Origin of the sequence: Agrococcus versicolor (assembly GCF_039531815.1) — a bacterium.
Taxonomy (GTDB): domain Bacteria; phylum Actinomycetota; class Actinomycetes; order Actinomycetales; family Microbacteriaceae; genus Agrococcus; species Agrococcus versicolor.
The window spans coordinates 368,875-389,384 of record NZ_BAAAQT010000008.1 but is presented as its reverse complement, the minus strand read 5'-3'; the positions used below and the strand labels follow the sequence as shown (position 1 = coordinate 389,384).

The window sequence follows — 20,510 nt, the reverse complement described above, 5'->3', positions numbered from 1 at the left end:
CGCCTCCACGAGCCCCCCAGCGACGATGAGGAGCAGCCGTGAGGATCATGCACCCCCGCGAGTTCGACGGCACGGCGGGCAAGCCCGGCTCGCAGTTCACAGGGTCCGCCTACCCGTACCTCACGATGGCGCAGACCGACGGCGTCACGATCAACACCGTCGACTTCACCCCGGGTGCGCGCACGCACTGGCATCAGCACGAGCACGGGCAGATCATCCAGGTGCTCGCAGGCAGGGGGCTCGTGTGCGCCGGCGGGGAGGTCCACGTGCTGCGCGTCGGAGACACCGTCTGGTGCCCGCCCGACGAGCGCCACTGGCACGGCGCCGCGCCCGACTCCTTCCTCGTGCACACCGCGATCTCGCTCGGTCGGACCGAGTGGGCCGAGCCCGTCGACGACGACGCCTACGCGCGGTCACCGATCGACCACGCCCCGCCTCGAGCGCCCGCCCACGCACGACCCCACGACGGAGAGGTGGCGACGGATGTTCGCTGACGGAACGCACGAGGAGACCTACCAGGAGGGTCTCGCCATCCGACGCGAGGTCCTGGGGGCCGACCACGTCGAGCGATCGATGGCAGCGGCGAGCGCCTTCTCCCAGCCGATCCAGGACTACGTGACCGAGGTGTGCTGGGGCGGCATCTGGTCTCGCGACGGGCTCGACCGGGCGCAGCGGAGCCTCGTGAACCTCGGCATCCTCACGACCCTGAACCGATCGCACGAGCTCGCGGTGCACGTGCGCGGTGCCGTGCGAAACGGCGTGACGGTGCAGCAGATCCAGGAGGTCCTGCTGCAGACGGCGATGTACGTGGGCGCGCCGGCTGCGCTCGAGTCGTTCCGCATCGCGGAGCGCGTGCTGCGCGAGGAGCTCGGCGACCAGGCCGTCGACGGACCCGCAGCCGAGGTGGGTGCACCGTGAGCGCGACGGTCGCCCTCATCGGGCTCGGCAACATGGGCACCCCCATGGCGCGCAGGCTCGTGGACGCCGGCAGCAGCGTGCGTGGGCATGACCTGTCGGAGGTGGCCCGGGAGCGGTTGCGCGACGGCGGCGGCATCCCGACCGCGACGGCAGCCGATGCAGCAGCGGGCGCCAACGCGGTCATCCTCATGCTGCCGAGCTCCGTCGTCGTCGACGCCGTCGTCGACGACCTGCTCGCCGCGGGTGCGATCGGGACCGACGCGCTGCTCGTCGACATGAGCTCGTCCGAGCCGGCTCGCACGCAGGCGCTCGCCGTGCGCGTCGAGGCAGCCGGCGTCGCGTTCGCCGACGCTCCCGTCTCGGGTGGCGTGCGCGGTGCGGAGCGCGGTGCGCTCACGATCATGCTCGGCGCGCGCGACCGGGACCGCGAGCGCGCGCATGCCCTGCTCGCGCCGCTCGGTCGCGTCGTCGACTGCGGCGACGTCGGCGCGGGCCACGCGGTGAAGGCGCTCAACAACCTGCTGTCGGCCACGCACCTGTGGGCGACGGGCGAGGCGATCGAGGCGGGCAGGCGCTTCGGCCTCGACCCGGCGGTCGTGATCGACGTCGTCAACGGCTCGAGCGGTCGCAGCGGCTCCACGGAGGTGAAGTGGCCGACGTACGTGCTGCCCGGCACCTTCGACTCGGGATTCGCCCTGCGGCTCATGCTCAAGGACATGCGCATCGCGGCGAGCCTCGCCGACGGCGTCGGCATGCCCTCGCCGCTCGCCGACCTCGCTATCTCGCTCTGGTCGGAGGCTGCGGATGCCCTGCCCGCCGATGCGGATCACACGCGGGTCGCGGAGTGGATCGCCGCTCGTGGCGACGCAGCGGGGCCGGGCGACGAGGCACGCGATGGGTAGCATGCCGGATATGGCGGAGTCTGCGGTGCAGCGATGGGGCGGCGCCCGCATCGGCCGCGTCGCCGCGCCCGTGAAGGAGCAGGTCGTCACCGCGATCCGAGACGCGATCCTCGACTTCCAGCTGCGACCCGGCGACCGGCTCGTCGAACGGGAGATCATCGAGTCGATGAGCGTCTCCCGCGCGACGGTCCGCGAGGCGATCAGCGTGCTCGCGAGCGAGGGCCTCGTCACGATCGTGCCGCAGAAGGGCGCGCACGTGACGTCGCCGTCTCCGGGCGACGCGGAGGACCTCTACGAGGTGCGCGCGTCGCTCGAGTCGCTCGTCGTGCGCAGGTTCATCGACCGCGCGACCGACGAGGAGGTCGCGCAGCTGTCGGCCACCGTCGACCGGATGGCCGACCTGCTGGACGAGGCGCCGACGATCGTCGACTTCCTGCGGGCCAAGGACGAGTTCTACGACGTGCTGCTCGCCGGCGCCCGCTCCTCGTCGCTCACCCAGCTGCTCGGCAGCATCCAGGCCCGCGTGCGACTGCTGCGCGTCTCCTCGCTCTCGACCTCCGATCGTCTTCCGCACGTCGTGCAGGAGATGCGCGAGATCGTCGACGCGATCTCGGGCCGGAATCCCGATCGTGCCGCCCGCCTCATGGCGGAGCACGTCCACATGGCGTCGCGACTCGCGCTGCGCACCCTGCGCGCGCAGTCCTGAGCACCCGCTCGACGTCGACCCGCCGACCGCGCCGCCGGCGCGGCCTCCATGCACCCCGCGAAGGAACGACCATGCCCCTCACCCCCCGGCAGCAGCAGTCGAAGGACGCCTTCCTCGAGCAGCGCGGCACCTGGAGCCCGCTGTGGGAGTCGATCGCCCGGATCGATCCCGACTTCCTCGACGCCTACCGCGAGCTCTCGATGGTGCCGTGGCGCAAGAACCATCTCGACGCCAGGACCAAGGAGCTCATCTACATCGCCGTCGACGCGAACGCCACGCACATGTACCTGCCGGGCGTGCGCCAGCACATCCAGGCGGCCTTCCGGCACGGGGCCACCGTGCAGGAGATCATGGAGGTGATCGAGTGCGCCTCCACGCTCGGCATCCACGCCATGAACATCGGCGTCCCGATCCTCGTGCAGGTGCTCGAGGAGCAGGGGCTGCGCACCGGACCCGCCGAGCTCGATGCCGAGCAGCAGCGCATGAAGGACGAATTCACGGCCGCCCGGGGCTACTGGCACGGCTTCTGGGACGAGATCCTCGAGCTCGATCCCGAGCTGTTCGAGGCCTACACCGCCTTCTCGAGCGTGCCGTGGCGCACGGGGACGCTCGAGCCCAAGGTGAAGGAGCTCGTCTACATCGCCTTCGACACTGCCGCGACCCACCTCTACCAGCCGGGCCTCAAGCTGCACATCGAGAACGCGATCGGCTACGGCGCGACCGCGCAGGAGATCCTCGAGGTGATGGAGATCGCGAGCGTCATCGGCATCCATGCGGCGACGAGCGCCGTGCCGATCCTCGTCGAGGAGGCGGAGGCCGCAGGCAAGGAGCTCGGCTGACGCGCGAGACCGGGCCCCGTTCGACCACCGACACGTCCCGGGACGCAGGAAGGCGCCGCCCGGGTGGGCAGCGCCTCCATGCACGATCCGCTCAGGCGTCCGGCTGCTCGGGCGTGCCGCCCGAGGTGGGGTCCTGGTGCGCCGGCTCGTCGCCGCCGCCCGCGCCCGTGGGGAGGTCGTCGACGCGCTGCTGCTCGGCGCCGTCGGGGCTCGTCGAGCTCGAGTGCTCGGTGTGCTCCTCGTGGTGCGTCTCGGTGTGCTCCTCGTGGTGGCTCATGCGTGCTCCTCTGTCGTCCTTCGCCCGCCCTGTCCGAGCGGTCCCTCCAGGGTCCGCCGTCGACGGCGCCGCCGCCACGGGTTGCGGATGACGCCGACGACCGGGTCGAGGATGCGGTGCGCGCAAGCCGGTCGCCCGCATTCGCGGACGGCGCGCATCGGCGGGAGACTGACGGCGTGGACGATGCGCGAGGGTGGGCCGAGTCGGCGATGTGGTGGCACGTGTACCCGCTGGGGTTCACGGGCGCGCCGATCCGAGAGACCGAGGCGGAGCATCCCGAGCCGCATCGCCTGACGCGCATCGAGGCGTGGCTCGACCACGTCGTCGAGCTCGGCCTCAATGGCATCGCGCTCGGGCCGATCTTCGCGAGCACGACGCACGGCTACGACACGACCGACCACCTCTCGATCGACCCGCGCCTCGGCGACGAGGACGACCTGCGCAGCCTCGTCGCGGCGGCCCACGATCGCGGCGTGCGCGTGCTGCTCGACGGCGTCTTCAACCACGTCGGCCGCGAGCACCCGGCGTTCCTGTCCGCCCTCGAGAGCGGCGAGGGCGCTGCGCTCTTCCGCCTGGGTGCCGATGGCAAGCCGGAGGTCTTCGAGGGGCACGACGCGCTCGTCGAGCTCGACCACTCGTCCGACGCCGTCGTCGACCTCGTCGTCGAGGTCATGGACCATTGGCTGCGGCTCGGGGTCGACGGCTGGCGGCTCGATGCCGCGTACAGCGTGCCGACCGCGTTCTGGGCGCGCGTGCTGCCCGCGGTGCGCGAGCGGCATCCGCAGGCGTGGTTCCTCGGCGAGGTCATCCACGGCGACTACGCGCAGATCGTCGCCGAGTCGACGATGGACTCGGTGACGCAGTACGAGCTGTGGCAGGGCATCTGGCACGCGCTCGCCGACGCGAACCTGTTCGAGCTGCAGCACGCGATCGTGCGCGACGACGAGCTGCTCGCCGCCTTCGTGCCGTACACGTTCGTCGGCAACCACGACGTCACGCGCATCGCCTCCGCCGTCGGGCCGGACCTCGCACCCCACGCGCTCGCGGTGCTCATGACCGTCGCGGGGACGCCGGCGATCTACGCGGGCGACGAGCTGGGGATGCAGGCGGTCAAGGAGGAGCGCATCGGCGGCGACGATGCCGTGCGGCCCGAGATGCCGCCCGTGCCGCCGACCGCCGACGAGCTCGACGGGCCCGCGGCGCACATGCTGCACGTCACGCGCACGCTCGTCGCGATCCGCCGCCGGCACCCGTGGCTCACGCGTGCGCACACCGACGTCGTCGACGTCGCGAACGGCACGATCGTGCTGCGCACCGCCACGGCCGACGCGGCGATCGTCACGCTCCTCAACATCACCGGCGAGGCCGTGACGCTGCCGGCCGCGGATGCGACCGAGGTGCTCGCGGGCGACGACGTGCACCTCGCGGACGCGCACGCGACGCTGCCGCCGCGTGGGTGGGCGGTGCTCGGCGGCTGATCGCGGGCGCCTGGCGCCCGTCGCCCAGTGCTGGCTGGCGATCGAGGGCGGTCGGCGCCACCGTCTGGCGCTGCCGGCCCATCGCCGGGCATCCAGTGGCCCTCCCCTGCGCGACGGAGGCGGCTCGCAGCCGCGCCGCCTACCGTTGCCTGCATGACCGGAGCCCGCACCGCGTACCTGCCGATCGCCATCGTCTTCGGCATCGCTGCGATAGGCTTCCTCGCCGCCGGGAACTCGATCTGGGTCGCGTTCCTGCCGATCGCCATCACGTTCCTCGTCCTCAGCCGCAGCAAGGACGACGAGGACGACGACGGTGACGACCTCCACGGGACGCCCGGACCGCCGCCGCGGGAGATGGGCCCCGACCAGCGCTGAGATGCGCGCGTGAGCGGGCCGCCGCGTACGATGCGTCCATGGCGCCGCGCTCGGGCGCGCATCTCAGGCTGACCGGGCTGACCGCGGGGTCGGGCGCCGTCGGCTCCCGGTGAGATGTGCGCGTGAGCGGGTGCGCACGGCGCAGGCGTCCATGGTGGGCCGCTCAGACGTACATCCGACGCAGGGTGCCGGCTGAGCCAGGTCACCCACGGCGCCAGGTCACCCCAGCCCACGCAACCCGGCCCGCCCGCGCCGCGGCCCCGCCCGCGCCGCCACCCCACCCGCCCCGATACCCCGGTGCTACGCTCGCGCGATGCAGCCGACGACGGGAGCGCCGGGCTCGTCGGCGACGCGCCGCCCCACCGTCAAGGACGTCGCGCGCGAGGCCGGCGTCGGCGTCGGCACCGTCTCCCGCGTGCTCAACGCGCAGGGCGCCGTGAGCGCCGACAGCCGCTCGCGCGTGCTCGCCGCCGTCGCCTCGCTCGAGTACGTGCGCGACACGGCGGCGCGCGAGCTGCGCAGGGGAGCGTCCGCCTCCGTCGGCCTCCTCGTCGAGGACGTCGCCGACCCGTTCTACTCGCAGCTGCACCGGTCGGTCGAGTCGACCCTCGAGCGCCACGACCTCACGCTGCTGGCCGCGTCGTCGGGCGGATCGTCGTCGCAGGTGCGACGCATCGTCGACGGCCTCGCCGCCCGCCGCGTCGAGGGGCTCGTCGTGACGATGCCCATGGATGCCGACGAGTCGCGGCTCGCGTCGATGCAGCGCGACGGCGTGCACGTCGTGTTCGTCGACCGGCCCGCGGTGACGTTCGAGGCCGACAGCGTGCGCACCGACAGCCGCCTGGGCGCGCGCCTGGGCATCGAGCACCTGCTGTCGCGCGGGCATCGCCGCATCGCCGTGCTGCTCGACGACGCCCGCAACCACACGTCGGGCGAGCGCATGGCCGGCGTGCACGACGCCATCCAGGGCGCGGGGCTCGGGCCGGATGCGGTGGTGCTCTCGCAGGAGGCTCCCGACGCCGACGCGATCGGCGCCCGGCTCGCGCACCTCTTCGCGAGCGACGCGCCGCCCACCGCCGTCTTCACGGGCAACAACCGCACGACGGTCGCGATGCTGCGCGCCTCGCGCGCGCTCGGGGTGCGGCTCGACGCGGTCGGGTTCGACGACCTCGAGCTCGCCGACCTGCTCGACCCGCCGCTCACGGTCGTCGCGCAGGATCCCGCGGCGATCGGCGCGATCGCGGCGCAGATGCTCGTGGATCGCCTGGCCGGCCACGAGGGGGCGGCGCGGCTGCACCTCGTCGCCCCGTCGCTCGTCGTCCGCGCGCCGTGACTTGACGTACCCCGAGCGGGGCCTCTAGCGTTGCGGGAGAGTGGAATCGATTCCAACTCGTGCTCGCGTCAAGGAGGACCGATGCCCGTTCCCACGCCCGCCCGCAGGGGCGCCGCCCGTCGATGGATCCCGGGGGCGCTCGCCCTCGTCCTCGGCATCGGCGTGCTCCCCGTCGTAGGCATCGCGCCGACCGCCGAGGCCGCCGACCTCGATCGCGCGTCGCTCGTGAACCCGTTCGTCGGCACCGAGAGCGAGGGCAACGCCTACCCGGGCGCGACCGTGCCGTTCGGCATGGTGCAGCCGAGCCCGGACAACACGAACAGCTACGCGTCCACCTCCTACGCGTACGACGACCGTCGCGTGTGGGGCTTCAGCCAGCGCCACGTGAACAGCGCGGGCTGCCCCGCGGCCGGCGAGCTGCTCGTCACCCCGACGACGACCGAGGTGCCGCGCACCGACCGCGAGTTCCTCGCGATCACGGGCGATGAGACGGCGGAGGCCGGCTACTACGCCGTCGAGCTCGAGGGCGACGTCACCGCCGAGCTCACCGCGACCGAGCGCACCGCCGTGCACCGCTACACGTTCCCTGCGACCGAGACGGCGAACCTGTCGTTCAACCTCGGGCAGACGCTGCGCGACGCGGGCGCGAGCTCGCTCACGTGGGTCGACGACCGCACGCTCGAGGGCTGGATCGACAACGGCGGCTTCTGCGGCGGCACCGACGCGCAGCGCATCTTCTTCAGCGCATCCTTCGACCGCGCACCCGCCGAGCACGGCGCATGGGGCGCGGATGCGGCGTACGTGCCGGGCCTCGAGACGAGCGAGAGCGCGGGCGGCAGCCACGGCGCCGTCGCGGTGTTCGACACGACGGAGGACCAGTCGGTCGAGGTCTCGATCGGCATGTCGTTCGTCGACGTGGCCGGCGCGCAGGCCAACCGCGTCGACGAGCTCGACGGCGGCCTCGACTTCGAGGCCGTGCGCACCGAGGCGAACGCGTCGTGGAACGCGATGCTCGGACGCATCGACATCACGGCCTCCGAGGACCTGCAGCGCATCTTCGCGACGCAGCTCTACAAGGCGCTCCTGTCGCCGACGATCGGCAGCGACGTCGACGGCCGGTACCGCGGCATGGACGGCGCGGTGCACGTCGCCGATGGCTGGACCTACCACCAGACGTTCTCGCTGTGGGACACCTACCGCACGCAGGCGACCCTGCACGGCATCATCGTGCCCGAGATCGCCGAGGACATCGTCCGCTCGATGTACCAGCACCGCGTCGAGGGCGGCTGGCTGCCGCGCTGGTCGCTCGGCGGCGTCGAGACGAACATCATGGCCGGAGACCCCGTGTCCGCCTGGCTCGCCGAGAACTTCACGCTCGGCACCGTGCCCGACGACATCCACGACGAGCTGTGGGGCTTCCTGATCGAGAACGCCACGACCGCGCCGCCCGAGGGCGTCGCGTCCGTCGGCAGGCAGAGCGCCGAGTTCTACATCGCCAACGGCCACATCCCCTACTACCCGGAGGACGAGCCGGGTCTCGGCCAGGACTTCGAGGAGTACCGCCACGGCGGCTCGTCGACGATGGAGTTCGCGATCTCCGACGCGGCGATCGGCGCCGCGGCGCAGCGGATGGGCGACGACGAGACCGCGGCGATCTTCCTCGAGCGCGGCCAGAGCTGGCAGCGGCTGTGGAACCCCGACGTCGAGCTGAGCGGCGGCTTCCAGGGCATGGTGAACGCCGTGACGCCCGACGGCGAGTTCGTGCAGACGCCCGAGATCGCACCCGTGCAGCAGACCGGCTTCCACGAGGGCGTGCCGTGGCAGTACCAGTGGATGGCGAACCAGGACTTCGCCGGCATGCAGGACGCCATGGGCGGCAGCGACGCCTTCCTCGACCGACTCGACTTCTACTTCGGGATGGATGCGCTGCAGGCGGCGCCCGGCGAGCGGCCGGCGTCGTGGGATCCGGGCGGCAGCAGCTACTACACGAGCATCGGCTACAACCCGGGCAACGAGCCGACCATCATGAACCCCTGGCTCTACAGCTCGGCAGGTGAGCCCGCGCACGTCGACGACGTGCTCGCGGCGAACCTCAACCTCTTCCCGAACACGCCCGGCGGCGGCGTCGGCAACGACGACCTCGGCACCCTCGGGTCCTGGTACGTCATGGCATCCATCGGCATCCAGCCGGTCGTGCCGGGCTCGGGCATGCTGGCGCTCAACGCGCCGCGCGTGCAGGAGGCGGTCGTCACCCTCGGCGACTCGGGCGAGACGGTCACGCTGTCGGCGCCGGGCGCCACGGAGTCGACGCCGAGCCACATCGCCGGTGTCACGGTGGTGGGCGAGCCACGCAGCGAGACGTGGATCGACCTCGAGCAGCTGCGCGCGGGCGGCGAGATCGACTTCGCCCTCACGCAGGATGCCGCGGCGACGACGTGGGGCACCGCCCCGGCCGACTGGCTGCCGAGCGTCGCCGACCCGCTGCGGGCGCAGGTCGACGTGGCCGTGCAGGACGCGGAGGTGACCGAGGACGTCGCCTCGACGATCGAGGTCGCGACCGTGACCGTCGCCGAGGTCGCGGATGCCGCCGAGGGAGAGGCGGCTGCGGCCGCCGTGACGAGCGTCGACGACGTCGAGCTCGCCGCGACCCTCGAGCTCGACGGCGCGCAGGTGCCGGTGACGGCGCAGCGCGACGGCGACCGCTGGGTGCTCACCTCCACGGTGACGCTGCCCGAGCCCGGCGTCGTCGACGGCACGCTCACCGTGGCGTCGGCGAGCGAGACGCCGCGCTTCGCACCGGAGGCGCTCGCGCCCGTGTCCGTGCCCGTGACCGTGACGGTCGTGGCGGCAGCGGTCGAGCCGTCGCCCTCGACGCCGTCCGTGCCGCCGACCGACGGCACCCCGGCGCCCTCGACGCCACCGGTCGCCGGTGGCAGCGGCGGCAGCGGTGGCGGGCTCCCGGCGACGGGCGCCGACGTCGCACCGTGGGCGATCGTCGCCGGGCTGCTCGCGCTGCTCGTCGGCGCCGGGCTCGGGATGCGGGCGCGCACGTCGCGCCGCGCGGTCGACGCGGGCTGATCCACGCCGAAGGGGCGCGGAGGGCGACCTCCGCGCCCCTTCGGCATGCCGGGGCATCGGCCTCGTGCGGCGCAGGGGCAGCCGCGGCCCGGCCCCGCGGCGACGGCCCCGCGTCCGGCATGTGGCACGGTTGGCGGAGGCGATCGGGGAGGGATGCATGGCGCGCTGGCGACTGCAGAGCACCACCGCGTGGGTGCAGCGCATCCGCGCGACCGGGCGCGTGCCGTTCCTGCAGGTCGTGAAGACGAGCGTCGCGGCCGTCGCCGCGTGGTTCGCCGCCGACCTCCTCATCGCCCAGGTGCCGCCGATCTTCGCGGTCATCGCCGCGCTCATCGTCGTGCAGCCGAGCGTGAACCAGTCGCTGGGGCGGGCGCTCGAGCGCTCGATCGGCGTCATCGTCGGCGTCGTGCTCGCGACGGGCATCTCGCTGCTGTTCGGGTCGGCGGCGTGGATCATCCTCGTCGCCGTCGTGCTGTCGATCCTTCTGGCGTGGGCGCTGCGCCTGTCCCAGCAGACGTCGAACCAGATCCCCATCAGCGCGATGCTCGTGCTCGCCCTCGGCGCGGCCTCGCCGATCTACGCGATCGACCGCATCGCCGAGACGGTGCTCGGCGCGGCGATCGCGTTCGTCGTGAATCTGCTCATCGTGCCGCCGGTGCTGCTCGAGCCCGCGCGGCGAGAGGTGCGCGAGCTCGCGGAGGAGATCGCCCGCAGCCTCGAGCGTCTCGCGGTCGCCGCCTCCGAGCCCGTCGGCCGCAGCGCCCTCGAGGGCCACCTCGTGGAGGTGCGGCTGCTGCGCCCCATGCTCGCGCGGGCGCAGGTGGCGGTCGCGACCGCCGAGGACTCGCTCGCGCTCAACTGGCGCGGGCATCGGCACCGCGGCGAGCTCGCCGGCTACGACGACGCCCTCGTGTCGCTCGGCGTGCTCGTGACGCGCGTCGCCGGCATGACGCGGACGATGCGCGACCACTACGACGACTCGCTGCACCACGAGGCCGTGATGCGGCAGATCGCCGCCGAGCTGCGACGAGCGGCGCACGACCTGCGCATCCGCTTCGTGCTGGATGCGCCGGACGACGCCTCCGACACGGGCCCGCTGCTCACGGCACCGCTCGTGGTCGTGTCGCCGCATCCCGATCACTGGATCGTCATCGGGTCGATGCTCGAGGATCTCCGGCGGGTCCACGAGGAGCTCACTGCGGACTGACGCGGATCAGGGCGTCCGGCCGCCATCCGAGTCGTCGCCCTCCGCGTCGCGCTGCTCGATCGCGTCGATGCGCTGCGCCAGCCCCTCGAGCGCATCCCAGATGCGCTCGATCTGCCCGGTGTCCGTGACGTCTCCCTTGCCTTCGGTCGTGTCGGTGCTCATGCCCTCGTGCTCTCCGTCTCGCAGCGAGCGTCCCTCCCGTGATCGCATCGGTGTCACGGGTGAGACGTCGTCAGGCGGCCGATCGTCACGGTCGATCTTCGCCCGGGCGTGTCGCGGCCCCTGGCGCGCGCTTCAGGAGCGTGCGGCAGCGCCCGCACGCCGGGCCTCAGCGACGAAGCGCTCGACGAGGTGCGTGCCCTTCACGCCCGGCTCGACCTCGACGCCGCTCGACACGTCGACGCCCCATGGCTGCGCGAGGTCGATCGCCTGCGCGACGGTGTCGGGGGAGAGGCCGCCGGCGAGCAGCCATCGCCCGCGGATCGACCGAGCGGCATCCGTGGCGTCCCACGCGGTGCCGGATCCCGGCGTGGGCGAGTCGACGACGAGCACGTCCTCGCCGTCGTCGCCCGCGTGCAGGGATGCGCCCGAGCTCCACGCCGTCGCCCGCCACGCCTGCGGCACGCCGAGCTCGCGCAGCCGCAGGAGGTTGGCGCGGCCGTAGCGCGCGCCGTGCAGCTGCACGGCGGTCGCGCCGATCTCGAGCGCGACGGCGGCGACGTCGTCGGTCGCGCGGTCGTCGGTGACGAGCACCACGTCGACGCCCTGCGGGGCTGCTGCCGCCAGGGTGCCGGCGACCGCGGGCGAGAGGTTGCGCCGGCTGCGCTCGCTGAGGACGAGGCCGATCGCGTCGGCGCCGGCGTCGCTCGCCGCGACGACCGCGTCGCGCGTGGTGAGGCCGCAGATCTTCACGTACATCCCGGAGCCTCCGCAGCCGTCGACGAGCCTGCGTCCGCAGGCGCTCGTCACCAGCGTAGGCGCGTCAGGACGCCGAGACGTCGACGCAGAGGACGCCGCGATTGCCCTCCTGGTCGGCGATGACCGTGAGGCCCGAGGCGGCGCCGTCGTCGACCACGACGCCACCGGCGGCGACCGCGGCGGCGATGCGACGCGGCGCCTCCTCGGCGGCGACGTACACCTCGAGATGCCAGCGCTGCGCGCCCGCGTCGTCGCTCGCACCCCCGAACCACAGGTTGGGCACGCGCCCGGTCGCGTCGCGGATCTCGTCGCTCGGCGTGCCATGCCCCTGCGCATCGGCGCTGCCGGCGAGCAGCGCTGCCCACACGGGGGCGATCGTCGCCGAGGAGGCGGCGTCGAGCCCGAGCTCGACCACCGAGACGGCGGCGGGCTCGGCCTCGAGCCCCTGATCGGCGGCGATCTGCGAGATCGCGCGCGCGACGTCGACGTCGCGCTGCGTCACCCACTCCACGACGAGCTCGGCACCCGCGGCGTCGCGGTGCACGGCGTCGTCGCTCACGAGCCGCAGGTCGACGTGCGTGTCGCCGATCGTCGCGCGCGGGTGGTGCCCTGCGGCATCCCCCGCGTCAGCCACCGCAGCCAGCAGTCGCGCACCCGCTGCGAAGGAGCCGGTGCGGTACCGGGCGTGCAGCCCCTGCGCCAGCTTGCGCCAGTCGTCGAGGCCGGCGGCGGCGATCTGCTCGCCCGTGAGCATGTCCATGACCGAGGAACCTACTCCTGCCCGATGGGCGCGACCGCACGGCGCATGACGGTGTTGCGCAGGCCCTTGGGGCGGACGAAGGCGAAGCCCGCCTCCTCGTACATCGCGCGGGTGCCGTCGTACACGAACGAGCTGCTCATGCGCCGCTCGCCCACCTCGTGCGGATAGCCCTCGACGATGCCGCCGCCCTGGGTGCCGATCATGCCGAGGGCGCCGGCGAGCGCGACCTTGGCGTAGCCCTGCCTCCGGAACCGGCGGTCGACGAAGATGCACGTCACGCGGTAGTCGGGCACGAGATCCGCCTCGGCCAGGTACTGCTTCGCGTGATGGATGCCGGGCAGCTCGTCGGGAGATCCGAGCTCGGCCCACGCGACCGCCTCGTCGCCGACCATGACGAGCGCCGCGTGCGCCCTGCCCTCCTCGACGAGGCGGCGCTTGTAGTCGCGACTGCCGTCGTAGCCGGGGCCGCGATCGGCGCACGCGGGATGGAAGTAGGTGCACCAGCAGCCACCGAAGATGCCGCCGTGGCGCTCGACGAGCCCCGCGAACGCATCCCACGTGCCCACCGTCAGCGGCTCGATCGCGTGCGTCGTCGCCTCCATGGGCCGAGCGTAGACCTCGCCCCCGACCAGCGGGGCGGATGCACGCGTCGGCCGGCGGGTCAGCGCACCGCGCCCAGCACGCGACGGCGCGTCGCCCCGTAGGAGACCGCGCGGCGGCTCGCGCGGCGGCGCTCGACGCGCGTGCCGCGTCGCTCGATCACGGCCACGCCGAGGCTGAGCAGCGCGAGCATGCCCAGCAGCATGAGGGCGATCGCCGCGTACACGGCGACGCCCAGGTTCAGCAGGTCCTGCGCTCGATCCACGATGTCCATGTGCCACTCCCTCGACTCGCTTCGAGCCTCGCGGCAGGAGGGGGTGGAGCGCGTCGTCCGAAGGGGCCGACCCGGTCATCCTCGGGGATGAGGTGCGGGCGGACCGTGGGCCGACGAGCGGAGGGCGCCGACGCCCGCGCGTGCGGGGACGGCGCTCGCGATCAGCCCTGCGTGCGGCGCTCGACGGCCGCGATGGCCGCCTCGGAGACGGGCACGACGACGTCGTCCCACTGGTGGTCGCGCTCCACGAGGCGCGCGACGTACGGGCACATGGCCATGACCTGCAGGCCGTCCTCGCGCGTGGCGTCGAGCGCAGCCGTCACGAGCGTGCGGCCGAGGCCCTGGCCCGCGTAGGCGTCGTCGACCTTCGTGTGGAAGAAGATCCGGGAGCCCTCGGAGTCGACGTAGTACGCGCGACCCGCGATCGCCCCCGCGTCGTCGAGGATCTCGAACCGGTCTCCGGACTCCGCCTTGCGCACGTCGCTCATGCCTCGACACTGCCACCATCCGCCGCGTGGCGCATCCGACGTGCGGCAGGATCGAGGCATGCCCATCGAGCCCGACGTGAAGGACTGGACCTGGGTGCTCGAGCGCCCGTGCGCCGAGTGCGGCTTCGCGCCCGACGTCCCCGACGCCGACCTGCCCGCTCGCATCCGCGCCGCCGTCGGCACGATGCATCGCGCGCTGCACGACCCGGACGTGCGCGAACGGCCCGACGCCGCCACGTGGTCGAAGCTCGAGTACGCCGCGCACGTGCGCGACGTCTGCCGCGTCATGCACGAGCGGCTCACCTCCATGCTCGAGCGCGACGACCCGCTCTTCGCGAACTGGGATCAGGATGCGACGGCCGTCGAGGACGCCTACGCCGAGCAGCGCCCGCCGCGCATCGCGATCGAGCTCGACGTCGCGGCCGCCGACCTCGCCGACGCCTACGCGGCCATCCCCGCCGACGCCTGGGAGCGGCCCGGCCGCCGCTCGAACGGCTCGCGCTTCACGGTGCGCTCGCTCGGCGTCTACGCGCTGCACGACCTCGAGCACCACGCCTGGGACGTGACGAAGGGCTGAGCCCCTTCGAGGGTCGCTGCGCTCCCACCTCAGGGAGCGGGTGGGGGTCGCTGCGCTCCCCGCTCCCTGAGGTGCCGAGCGCATCCACGCGCTCCGCTCCCTGAGGTGCCGAGCGCAGCGAGCCTCGAAGGGTGCATCTGCGCGCCCCGCTCCCTGAGGTGCCGAGCGCAGCGAGCCTCGAAGGGTGCATTTGCGCGCCCCGCTCCCTGAGGTGCCGAGCGGAGCGAGCCCCCGCTCCCTGAGGTGCCGAGCGAAGCGAGCCCCCGCTCCCTGAGGTGCCGAGCGCAGCGAGCCTCGAAGGGTGCATCCACGAGCCCCGCTCCCTGAGGTGCCGAGCACGTCGGCTGGCGCATCTGGCCTCCGATCCTCGCCGCTGGCGGCGGCCGGGGGCGTTCGCCGCACGACGGCGTCAGTCGCCGGTGAACGTCCTCGGGTCCGCGCCGATGCGTGCTCCCTCGTCGAGGTCGTCGATCGCAGCGACCTGCTGCGCGTCGAGTGCGAAGTCGAGGACGTCGAGGTTCTCGCGCATGCGCTCGCGGCGGGTCGTCTTCGGCAGCACGACGCGGTCGTGCTGCAGGTGCCAGCGCAGGATCACCTGGGAGATCGTCCGCTCGTGGGCGGCGGCGATCCGCCCGAGCCCCGGATGGTCGAGCGCGGCGCCGCGCGCCAGCGGGCTGTATGCCTCGACCAGGATGTCGCGGTCGGCGCACGCTTCGACGAGGCTGCGGTCCTGATTCGTCGGGTGCACCTCGATCTGGTTCACGGCCGGGCGCGCGCCACCGTCGCGGGCGATGGCGTCGAGATGCTCGACGAGGAAGTTCGAGACCCCCACGGAGCGTGCGCCACCGTCGGCGGCGATCGCCAGGAGCTCCTGCCAGGTCTCCCGGTACAGGTCCCGGGTCGGAACGGGCCAGTGGATGAGGTAGAGGTCGATCGTCTCGATGCCGAGCCGCTCGCAGCTGCGTTCGAACGCCGCCCGCGTCGCGGTCCTGCCGTGCGCGTCGTTCCAGACCTTCGTCGTCACGAACAGCTCGTCGCGTGCGATGCCGCTCGCGGCGATCGCCGCACCGACGGCGGCCTCGTTGCCGTACGCGGTCGCGGTGTCGAGGTGGCGGTAGCCGACCTCGAGCGCGTCCTCGGTGATGCGCTGCGCCTCGGCAGGGTCGACCTTGAACAGGCCGAAGCCGATCTGCGGGATGGGCCGGCCGTCGGCCATGGTGAGGGTGGGGATACGGGCGCTCATGCGCTCCTCCGCTGGTCGCCGCGCGTGGCGGCTCGTCGTACGAGGTCGGTGAAGAGGGACCGCGACTGGGCGTGGGTCGCTGCGAGCTCCTCGGGGTGCCACTGGACTGCGAGGATCCTGCCATCGAGCGACTCGATGCCCTCGACCACGTGGCCGTCGTCGGTGTGCACGGTGGCGCGGAAGCCGGGCGCGAGCCGGCGCACCGCCTGGTCGTGGATGCTGTTCACGACGAAGCGCTCCGTGCCGAGCAGCGAGGCGAGCACGCCTGAGTCGGCGCGCACGCCGTGCACGAGCTGGTCGCGGGGCACGTCGGGGGCGTGCGCGTCAGGGTGGCCGTGCAGGGGCAGATGCTGCCAGAGCGTGCCGCCGGAGGCGACGTTCACCATCTGCAGCCCTCTGCAGATGCCGAGCACCGGCAGCGTCGTCGTCGCCCTGTGCCGCAGCAGCGCGAGCTCCAGCGCGTCGCGGGCCGGCTCGGGGTCGAACGCGACGCCCGCCTCGTAGTCCGCGCCGTAGTGGCTGGGGTCGATGGATGCGCCTCCGGCGAGCACGACGGCGTCGGGTGCGACTGCCAGGTAGGCGTCGAGCCCGTCCGCCGGTCGGCGCACGACGGCGACGCCGCCCGCTGCCTGCACGGATCGCTCGTACGGGAGGGTGTGCTGCATCTGGCCGGCGCTGATGAGCGTGATGGGCGCGGTGCGCATGAGGCTCCATGGGTCGAGTGGGGCGGGCGCGTGCCCGCCCCACCGTCGGTCGGGGTGCTGAGGAGCGGGCGGTCAGGGCCGATCGAACTCGACGTCGTCGGTGCCGGGGGTGAACTCCTCGGGGATCTCGGCGCCGGGGTAGAACTCCTCCACGAGCTCGTACCAGGTGCCGTCCTCGACGATGGCGTCGAGCTGCTCGTCCATGGCTGCGACGAGCGCGTCGTTGCCCTTCGCGACGGCGAAGCCGAGCAGGTTGCGGCTGTTCAGCTGCGAGTAGACGAGCTCCATGTTCGAGTCGGGGTACTCGTCGAGGTACCGGGTGGCGGTGCCGAACGGTGCAAGCCATGCGTCGCCCTGCCCGGCGAGCAGCGCCTGGAACGCGCTCGTCTGGTCGGGGAATCGGATCGGATCGAGCCCGAGCTCGTTGACGGCGTACTCCTCCTGCACGCTGCCCGTGGCGACGACGACCTCGAGGCTCTCGAGGTCGTCGAAGCTCTCGATCCCGCTGTCGGCGTCTGCCACGATGCCGAGGAACGCGAAGTAGTGCGGCGAGGTGAAGTCGCTGGTCTCGAGCCTGGCATCGGTGATGGTGACGCCAGCGCTGCCGACGTCGTACTGGCCGTTGTTGACGCTCGCCAGCAGCGACGCGAAGTCGATGGCGGTGAACTGCACGTCCAGGTCCATGCGGGTGCCGATCTCGCGGACCAGCTCGTTGTCGAACCCGGTGAACTCGCCCGACTCGTCGATGTAGGCGTTGGGTGAGCCGTCGGAGATGGTGGCGACCGAGAGGGTGCCGTCGGAGATGAGGCCGAAGTCGACGGTCGACTCGCTGGGCGTCGCCGCGGTCGAGCCGTCGGAGCCGGCGGATCCGGCGCAGCCTGCGAGGAGGGCGATGGTCGCGATGGCGCTCGCGGCGAGTGTGAGGGGGCGGGTGGCAGCCATGGGAGGGCTCCGATCTTCGTGGTGGGTGCTGGGGTGCGTGCGGTGGTGCCGTGCGGCGCCGGGTGGTGCCGGTGGTGCAGGCGTCGATGCGGTCGAGGATGGGCTGGGTCAGCCTGCGCCCGCGAGCGCGAAGCGCTCCGGCCGCAGGAAGTCGAGGTCGAGGTCGATGGCTCGGTCGGTCGCGAGGGCGGCAGCGATGTCGCCGACGCCTGCGGCGTGCTTTCCGCCGTGGCCGCTCTCGCCGGCGGCGACGATGACGTCGGGCATCGACGGCAGCGGGCCGAGCACGAACTGCTCGTCGGGGGTGCGGGTGCTGTGGCACACGTAACCCTCGGCGACGCGTGGGTCGAGGCTGGGCAGGAACCGTTCGACGGCGTCGAGCGAGGGATCGCCGTCGAGGTCGCGGAAGATGCGGTCGAGACCGTCGACCGACGGCTCGTCGCCGCGCGCGACGGCGCCGCGGGGTCCGACCTTCGCGAGGTCGCCGTCGGAGGCGCCGTGGCCCCAGTACCCGCCCCCGACGCCCATCTCGCGGATGAAGACCCCTGCGGCATCGAGTGCGGCGGGGGCACCTGCCGCCCCGGGTCGAGGCGCGAACCACGTCATCGGCATGCGCGTGAGTCGCAGCGGGACCTCGGGAAGCACCGTGGAGGTCCAGGAGCCGAGGGCCGCGACGACCTTCGGCGCGCGGAACGAGCCGCGGTCGGTCTCGACGCGTACGCCACCGGGGATCGCGGTGATGGCCTGCACGGTGACGCCGGAGCGGATGCTGACGCCCAGCGCGGTCGCCGCGGCGAGCGCCTCGCCGACGGCCGTCTCGATGCGCAGCACGCCCGAGAGCGGGTCGAGGACGCCGACGTCATCGGCGGCGAGCGCACCGTGGAAGGGGAATCGCTCGGCGATGGCGTCGCGCTCGAGCGTCTCGACGTCGAGCCGGGCCGCGTCCGCGGCGGCGAGCACGCCGGGGACGGCGATGCCGTCTGCGGGGCCGACGGTGAGACCGCCGCACAGGTCCACGATCGCGGCTCCCGAACGGGCCTCGAGCTCGCGGTAGAGCTGCAGCGAGCGCTGCGCGATCGCCGTGAGGCCGGGATGCTCCAGGCAGGCCGTGCGGAAGAGTCGCGTGCGTCCGTGCGAGGAGCCCTCGGCGTGGGGGCTCGCGAAGCGCTCGAGCATCACGACGCGGTGGCCTGCGGCCGCGAGCCGCCATGCCGCCATGGACCCCCATGCGCCGGCGCCCAGCACGAGCACCTCCGCATCCCAGGCGCCGGCGCGGCCGTGGACCGACATCACAGCACCTGGTCGAGGAAGCGGCGCAGTCGAGCGCTCTGGGGGTCGTCGAAGATGCGCTCGGGTGCACCCGTCTCGACGACGACGCCCGCATCCATGAACGTCACCTGGTCTGCGACGTTGCGGGCGAAGCCCATCTCGTGGGTGACGACGACCATCGTCATGCCCTCGCTCGAGAGCTCGGCCATCAGTCGCAGGATGCCCTTCACGAGCTCCGGGTCGAGCGCGCTCGTCACCTCGTCGAACAGCATCACCTGAGGCCGCATCGCGAGGGCGCGTGCGAGGGCGACGCGCTGCTGCTGGCCGCCGGAGAGCGCAGAGGGTCGGAACGGCGCCTTCGCGGCCAGGCCGACGTGGGCCAGCTGCTGCATCGCCTCCGCCTCGGCCTCCTCCCTGCCCATGCGTCGCAGCCGACGCAGCCCGAAGGTCACGTTCTGCAGCACGGTCATGTGGGGGAAGAGGTTGAAGTGCTGGAAGACCATGCCGACCCGCTGCCGGAACACGTTGGGATCGTCGCCCATGACGCTTCGGCCGTCGAGCAGGATCTCGCCGGCGTCGGGCTCCGCGAGCCGATTCATGGTGCGCAGCAGCGTCGACTTGCCCGAGCCGCTGGGACCGATGATGCAGGCGGTCGTGCCCTGCTCGACGTCGAGCTCGACGCCGCGCAGCACGTGATTGCTGCCGTAGGAGAGGTGGATGCCGCGCGCTTCGATGCCGACGGCGGCCGTGGCGGTCTGGATGGTGGTCACGAGACGGTCTCCTTGGCTGCCGGCTTCACGCCGGTGGTGGGGGTGGTGGTCGACGTCGGCTGGTCGAGGGCGCCCGTCTCGGCGAGCGGGTCGTCCTGCACGACGACGCGCTTGCCGTCGCGGAGGCGCTGGTCGATGAAGTTCACGAGGTGCGTGAGCGGCACGGTGATGATGAGGTAGCAGACTGCGGCGACGGTGAGTGCCGACTGGTTGCCGCTCATCGACGCGAAGTCCTGGGCGATGCGGAAGATCTCGCGCTGGTCGGCCTGGAGGCCCAGGTAGAACACGAGCGACGAGAGCTTGATGAGCTGGATCAGCTGGTTCATGGTGGCCGGCAGCACGCGCCGGATGCCCTGCGGGATGATGACGAACAGCATCGTGCTGCCCGAGGAGAAGCCGAGTGCGCGTGCCGCGTCGCTCTGGCCGACGTCGACGCTCTGGATGCCGGAGCGGAAGATCTCGCCCAGGTACGCGGCGGTGATGAGCGTGAGGGCCGTGATCCCGAGCGGGTACGGCGATGTCGTGCCGAACACGTCGCGGGCGAGCCAGAAGAGGCCCTGGCCCATGATGACGATGAGCAGGATCGCGGGGATGCCGCGCAGCACGTCGGTGTAGATGCGTGCCGGCCACCGGAGCCACCGCGAGTGCGACATGCCCATGACGGCGAGCAGCACTCCGAGCACGACGGCGAGCACTCCGGAGACGGCGGTGAGGAACAAGGTGTTCCAGATGCCGGCCGTCAGCATGACGGGCAGCACCTGCGCGATGTACTCCCAGTTGAAGAAGTTCTGGAAGAGCCTCGACAGAATTTCCACGTTCACGTCCCTGACGGTTCGGGTGCAGTGGGATCGA

Annotated in this window: 24 protein-coding genes; 11 read left to right on the top strand and 13 right to left on the bottom strand. The window is 72.6% G+C overall.

Annotated elements, in window-relative coordinates; genetic code table 11:
- Positions 1-47 precede the first annotated feature (47 nt).
- From ABD249_RS14305 to ABD249_RS14285, 5 genes are all read left to right on the top strand, one after another.
- A complete protein-coding gene (locus ABD249_RS14305; RefSeq protein WP_344345123.1) occupies positions 48-494 on the top strand; it encodes a cupin domain-containing protein in 447 nt (148 codons plus the stop codon).
- Positions 484-918: a carboxymuconolactone decarboxylase family protein gene (locus ABD249_RS14300; RefSeq protein ID WP_344344716.1), complete on the top strand. Its 435-nt coding sequence runs from the start codon at positions 484-486 to the stop codon at positions 916-918. The genes ABD249_RS14305 and ABD249_RS14300 overlap by 11 nt, the downstream gene beginning before the upstream one ends.
- Positions 915-1,820, top strand: a complete 906-nt coding sequence (locus ABD249_RS14295) for an NAD(P)-dependent oxidoreductase (RefSeq protein WP_344344714.1) — start codon at positions 915-917, stop codon at positions 1,818-1,820. The genes ABD249_RS14300 and ABD249_RS14295 overlap by 4 nt, the downstream gene beginning before the upstream one ends.
- Positions 1,821-1,830: 10 nt before the next feature.
- A complete protein-coding gene (locus ABD249_RS14290) occupies positions 1,831-2,526 on the top strand; it encodes a GntR family transcriptional regulator (RefSeq protein ID WP_344344712.1) in 696 nt (231 codons plus the stop codon).
- 71 nt (positions 2,527-2,597) lie between these two features.
- Complete coding sequence (locus ABD249_RS14285; RefSeq protein ID WP_344344710.1) at positions 2,598-3,365, top strand: carboxymuconolactone decarboxylase family protein; 768 nt, start codon at positions 2,598-2,600, stop codon at positions 3,363-3,365.
- 91 nt (positions 3,366-3,456) lie between these two features.
- Here the strand turns inward: ABD249_RS14285 and ABD249_RS14280 are convergent, their stop codons facing one another.
- Positions 3,457-3,642, bottom strand: coding sequence for a hypothetical protein (locus ABD249_RS14280; protein ID WP_344344708.1), 186 nt, complete (start codon positions 3,640-3,642; stop codon positions 3,457-3,459).
- A 209-nt stretch (positions 3,643-3,851) separates the two neighbouring features.
- On the opposite strand from ABD249_RS14280, the gene ABD249_RS14275 reads away from it, so the two are divergent.
- The 5 genes from ABD249_RS14275 (at position 3,852) to ABD249_RS14255 (ending at position 11,113) form a co-directional block, all read left to right on the top strand.
- Complete coding sequence (locus tag ABD249_RS14275) at positions 3,852-5,120, top strand: alpha-amylase family glycosyl hydrolase (RefSeq protein ID WP_344345120.1); 1,269 nt, start codon at positions 3,852-3,854, stop codon at positions 5,118-5,120.
- A gap of 153 nt (positions 5,121-5,273) precedes the next feature.
- Complete coding sequence (locus tag ABD249_RS14270) at positions 5,274-5,495, top strand: hypothetical protein (protein WP_344344706.1); 222 nt, start codon at positions 5,274-5,276, stop codon at positions 5,493-5,495.
- Positions 5,496-5,808: 313 nt separating this feature from the next.
- Positions 5,809-6,828, top strand: a complete 1,020-nt coding sequence (locus ABD249_RS14265) for a LacI family DNA-binding transcriptional regulator (protein ID WP_344344704.1) — start codon at positions 5,809-5,811, stop codon at positions 6,826-6,828.
- An 81-nt stretch (positions 6,829-6,909) separates the two neighbouring features.
- Positions 6,910-9,906 (top strand): GH92 family glycosyl hydrolase, encoded by a 2,997-nt coding sequence (locus ABD249_RS14260; RefSeq protein WP_344344702.1) that lies wholly within the window; start codon positions 6,910-6,912, stop codon positions 9,904-9,906.
- A gap of 157 nt (positions 9,907-10,063) precedes the next feature.
- Positions 10,064-11,113 (top strand): FUSC family protein, encoded by a 1,050-nt coding sequence (locus tag ABD249_RS14255; protein ID WP_344344700.1) that lies wholly within the window; start codon positions 10,064-10,066, stop codon positions 11,111-11,113.
- A gap of 6 nt (positions 11,114-11,119) precedes the next feature.
- Here the strand turns inward: ABD249_RS14255 and ABD249_RS14250 are convergent, their stop codons facing one another.
- From ABD249_RS14250 to ABD249_RS14225, 6 genes are all read right to left on the bottom strand, one after another.
- The gene (locus tag ABD249_RS14250; protein WP_344344698.1) at positions 11,120-11,275 is read right to left on the bottom strand and encodes a hypothetical protein; all 156 of its coding nucleotides are present in this window, start codon (positions 11,273-11,275) and stop codon (positions 11,120-11,122) included.
- A gap of 132 nt (positions 11,276-11,407) precedes the next feature.
- On the bottom strand, positions 11,408-12,031 hold the full coding sequence (locus tag ABD249_RS14245) for a phosphoribosylanthranilate isomerase (protein ID WP_344344696.1): 624 nt from the start codon (positions 12,029-12,031) through the stop codon (positions 11,408-11,410).
- A gap of 64 nt (positions 12,032-12,095) precedes the next feature.
- Positions 12,096-12,791 carry a 4a-hydroxytetrahydrobiopterin dehydratase gene (locus tag ABD249_RS14240; protein ID WP_344344694.1) on the bottom strand — a complete coding sequence of 232 codons (696 nt, stop codon included), beginning with the start codon at positions 12,789-12,791 and terminating at the stop codon, positions 12,096-12,098.
- Between the two features lie 11 nt (positions 12,792-12,802).
- Positions 12,803-13,393 (bottom strand): GNAT family N-acetyltransferase, encoded by a 591-nt coding sequence (locus ABD249_RS14235; protein ID WP_344344692.1) that lies wholly within the window; start codon positions 13,391-13,393, stop codon positions 12,803-12,805.
- Positions 13,394-13,452: 59 nt separating this feature from the next.
- Positions 13,453-13,665, bottom strand: coding sequence for a hypothetical protein (locus ABD249_RS14230; protein ID WP_344344690.1), 213 nt, complete (start codon positions 13,663-13,665; stop codon positions 13,453-13,455).
- 161 nt (positions 13,666-13,826) lie between these two features.
- A complete protein-coding gene (locus tag ABD249_RS14225) occupies positions 13,827-14,153 on the bottom strand; it encodes a GNAT family N-acetyltransferase (protein WP_344344688.1) in 327 nt (108 codons plus the stop codon).
- Positions 14,154-14,211: 58 nt separating this feature from the next.
- On the opposite strand from ABD249_RS14225, the gene ABD249_RS14220 reads away from it, so the two are divergent.
- Positions 14,212-14,730 (top strand): DinB family protein, encoded by a 519-nt coding sequence (locus tag ABD249_RS14220; RefSeq protein WP_344344685.1) that lies wholly within the window; start codon positions 14,212-14,214, stop codon positions 14,728-14,730.
- A 409-nt stretch (positions 14,731-15,139) separates the two neighbouring features.
- On the opposite strand, the gene ABD249_RS14215 is transcribed toward ABD249_RS14220, so the two are convergent.
- The 6 genes from ABD249_RS14215 to ABD249_RS14190 form a co-directional block, all read right to left on the bottom strand.
- Positions 15,140-15,973: an aldo/keto reductase gene (locus tag ABD249_RS14215; RefSeq protein WP_344344684.1), complete on the bottom strand. Its 834-nt coding sequence runs from the start codon at positions 15,971-15,973 to the stop codon at positions 15,140-15,142.
- Entirely contained in the window at positions 15,970-16,677 is a 708-nt protein-coding gene (locus ABD249_RS14210; protein ID WP_344344682.1) for a gamma-glutamyl-gamma-aminobutyrate hydrolase family protein, read from the bottom strand. The genes ABD249_RS14215 and ABD249_RS14210 overlap by 4 nt, the downstream gene beginning before the upstream one ends.
- A 72-nt stretch (positions 16,678-16,749) precedes the next feature.
- Positions 16,750-17,619 (bottom strand): ABC transporter substrate-binding protein, encoded by an 870-nt coding sequence (locus tag ABD249_RS14205; protein ID WP_344344680.1) that lies wholly within the window; start codon positions 17,617-17,619, stop codon positions 16,750-16,752.
- Between the two features lie 108 nt (positions 17,620-17,727).
- The gene (solA, locus tag ABD249_RS14200; protein ID WP_344344678.1) at positions 17,728-18,909 is read right to left on the bottom strand and encodes an N-methyl-L-tryptophan oxidase; all 1,182 of its coding nucleotides are present in this window, start codon (positions 18,907-18,909) and stop codon (positions 17,728-17,730) included.
- Positions 18,909-19,658 carry an amino acid ABC transporter ATP-binding protein gene (locus tag ABD249_RS14195; RefSeq protein WP_344344676.1) on the bottom strand — a complete coding sequence of 250 codons (750 nt, stop codon included), beginning with the start codon at positions 19,656-19,658 and terminating at the stop codon, positions 18,909-18,911. The genes solA and ABD249_RS14195 overlap by 1 nt, the downstream gene beginning before the upstream one ends.
- A complete protein-coding gene (locus ABD249_RS14190; RefSeq protein ID WP_425546349.1) occupies positions 19,655-20,473 on the bottom strand; it encodes an amino acid ABC transporter permease in 819 nt (272 codons plus the stop codon). The genes ABD249_RS14195 and ABD249_RS14190 overlap by 4 nt, the downstream gene beginning before the upstream one ends.
- Between the last annotated feature and the right edge of the window lie 37 nt (positions 20,474-20,510).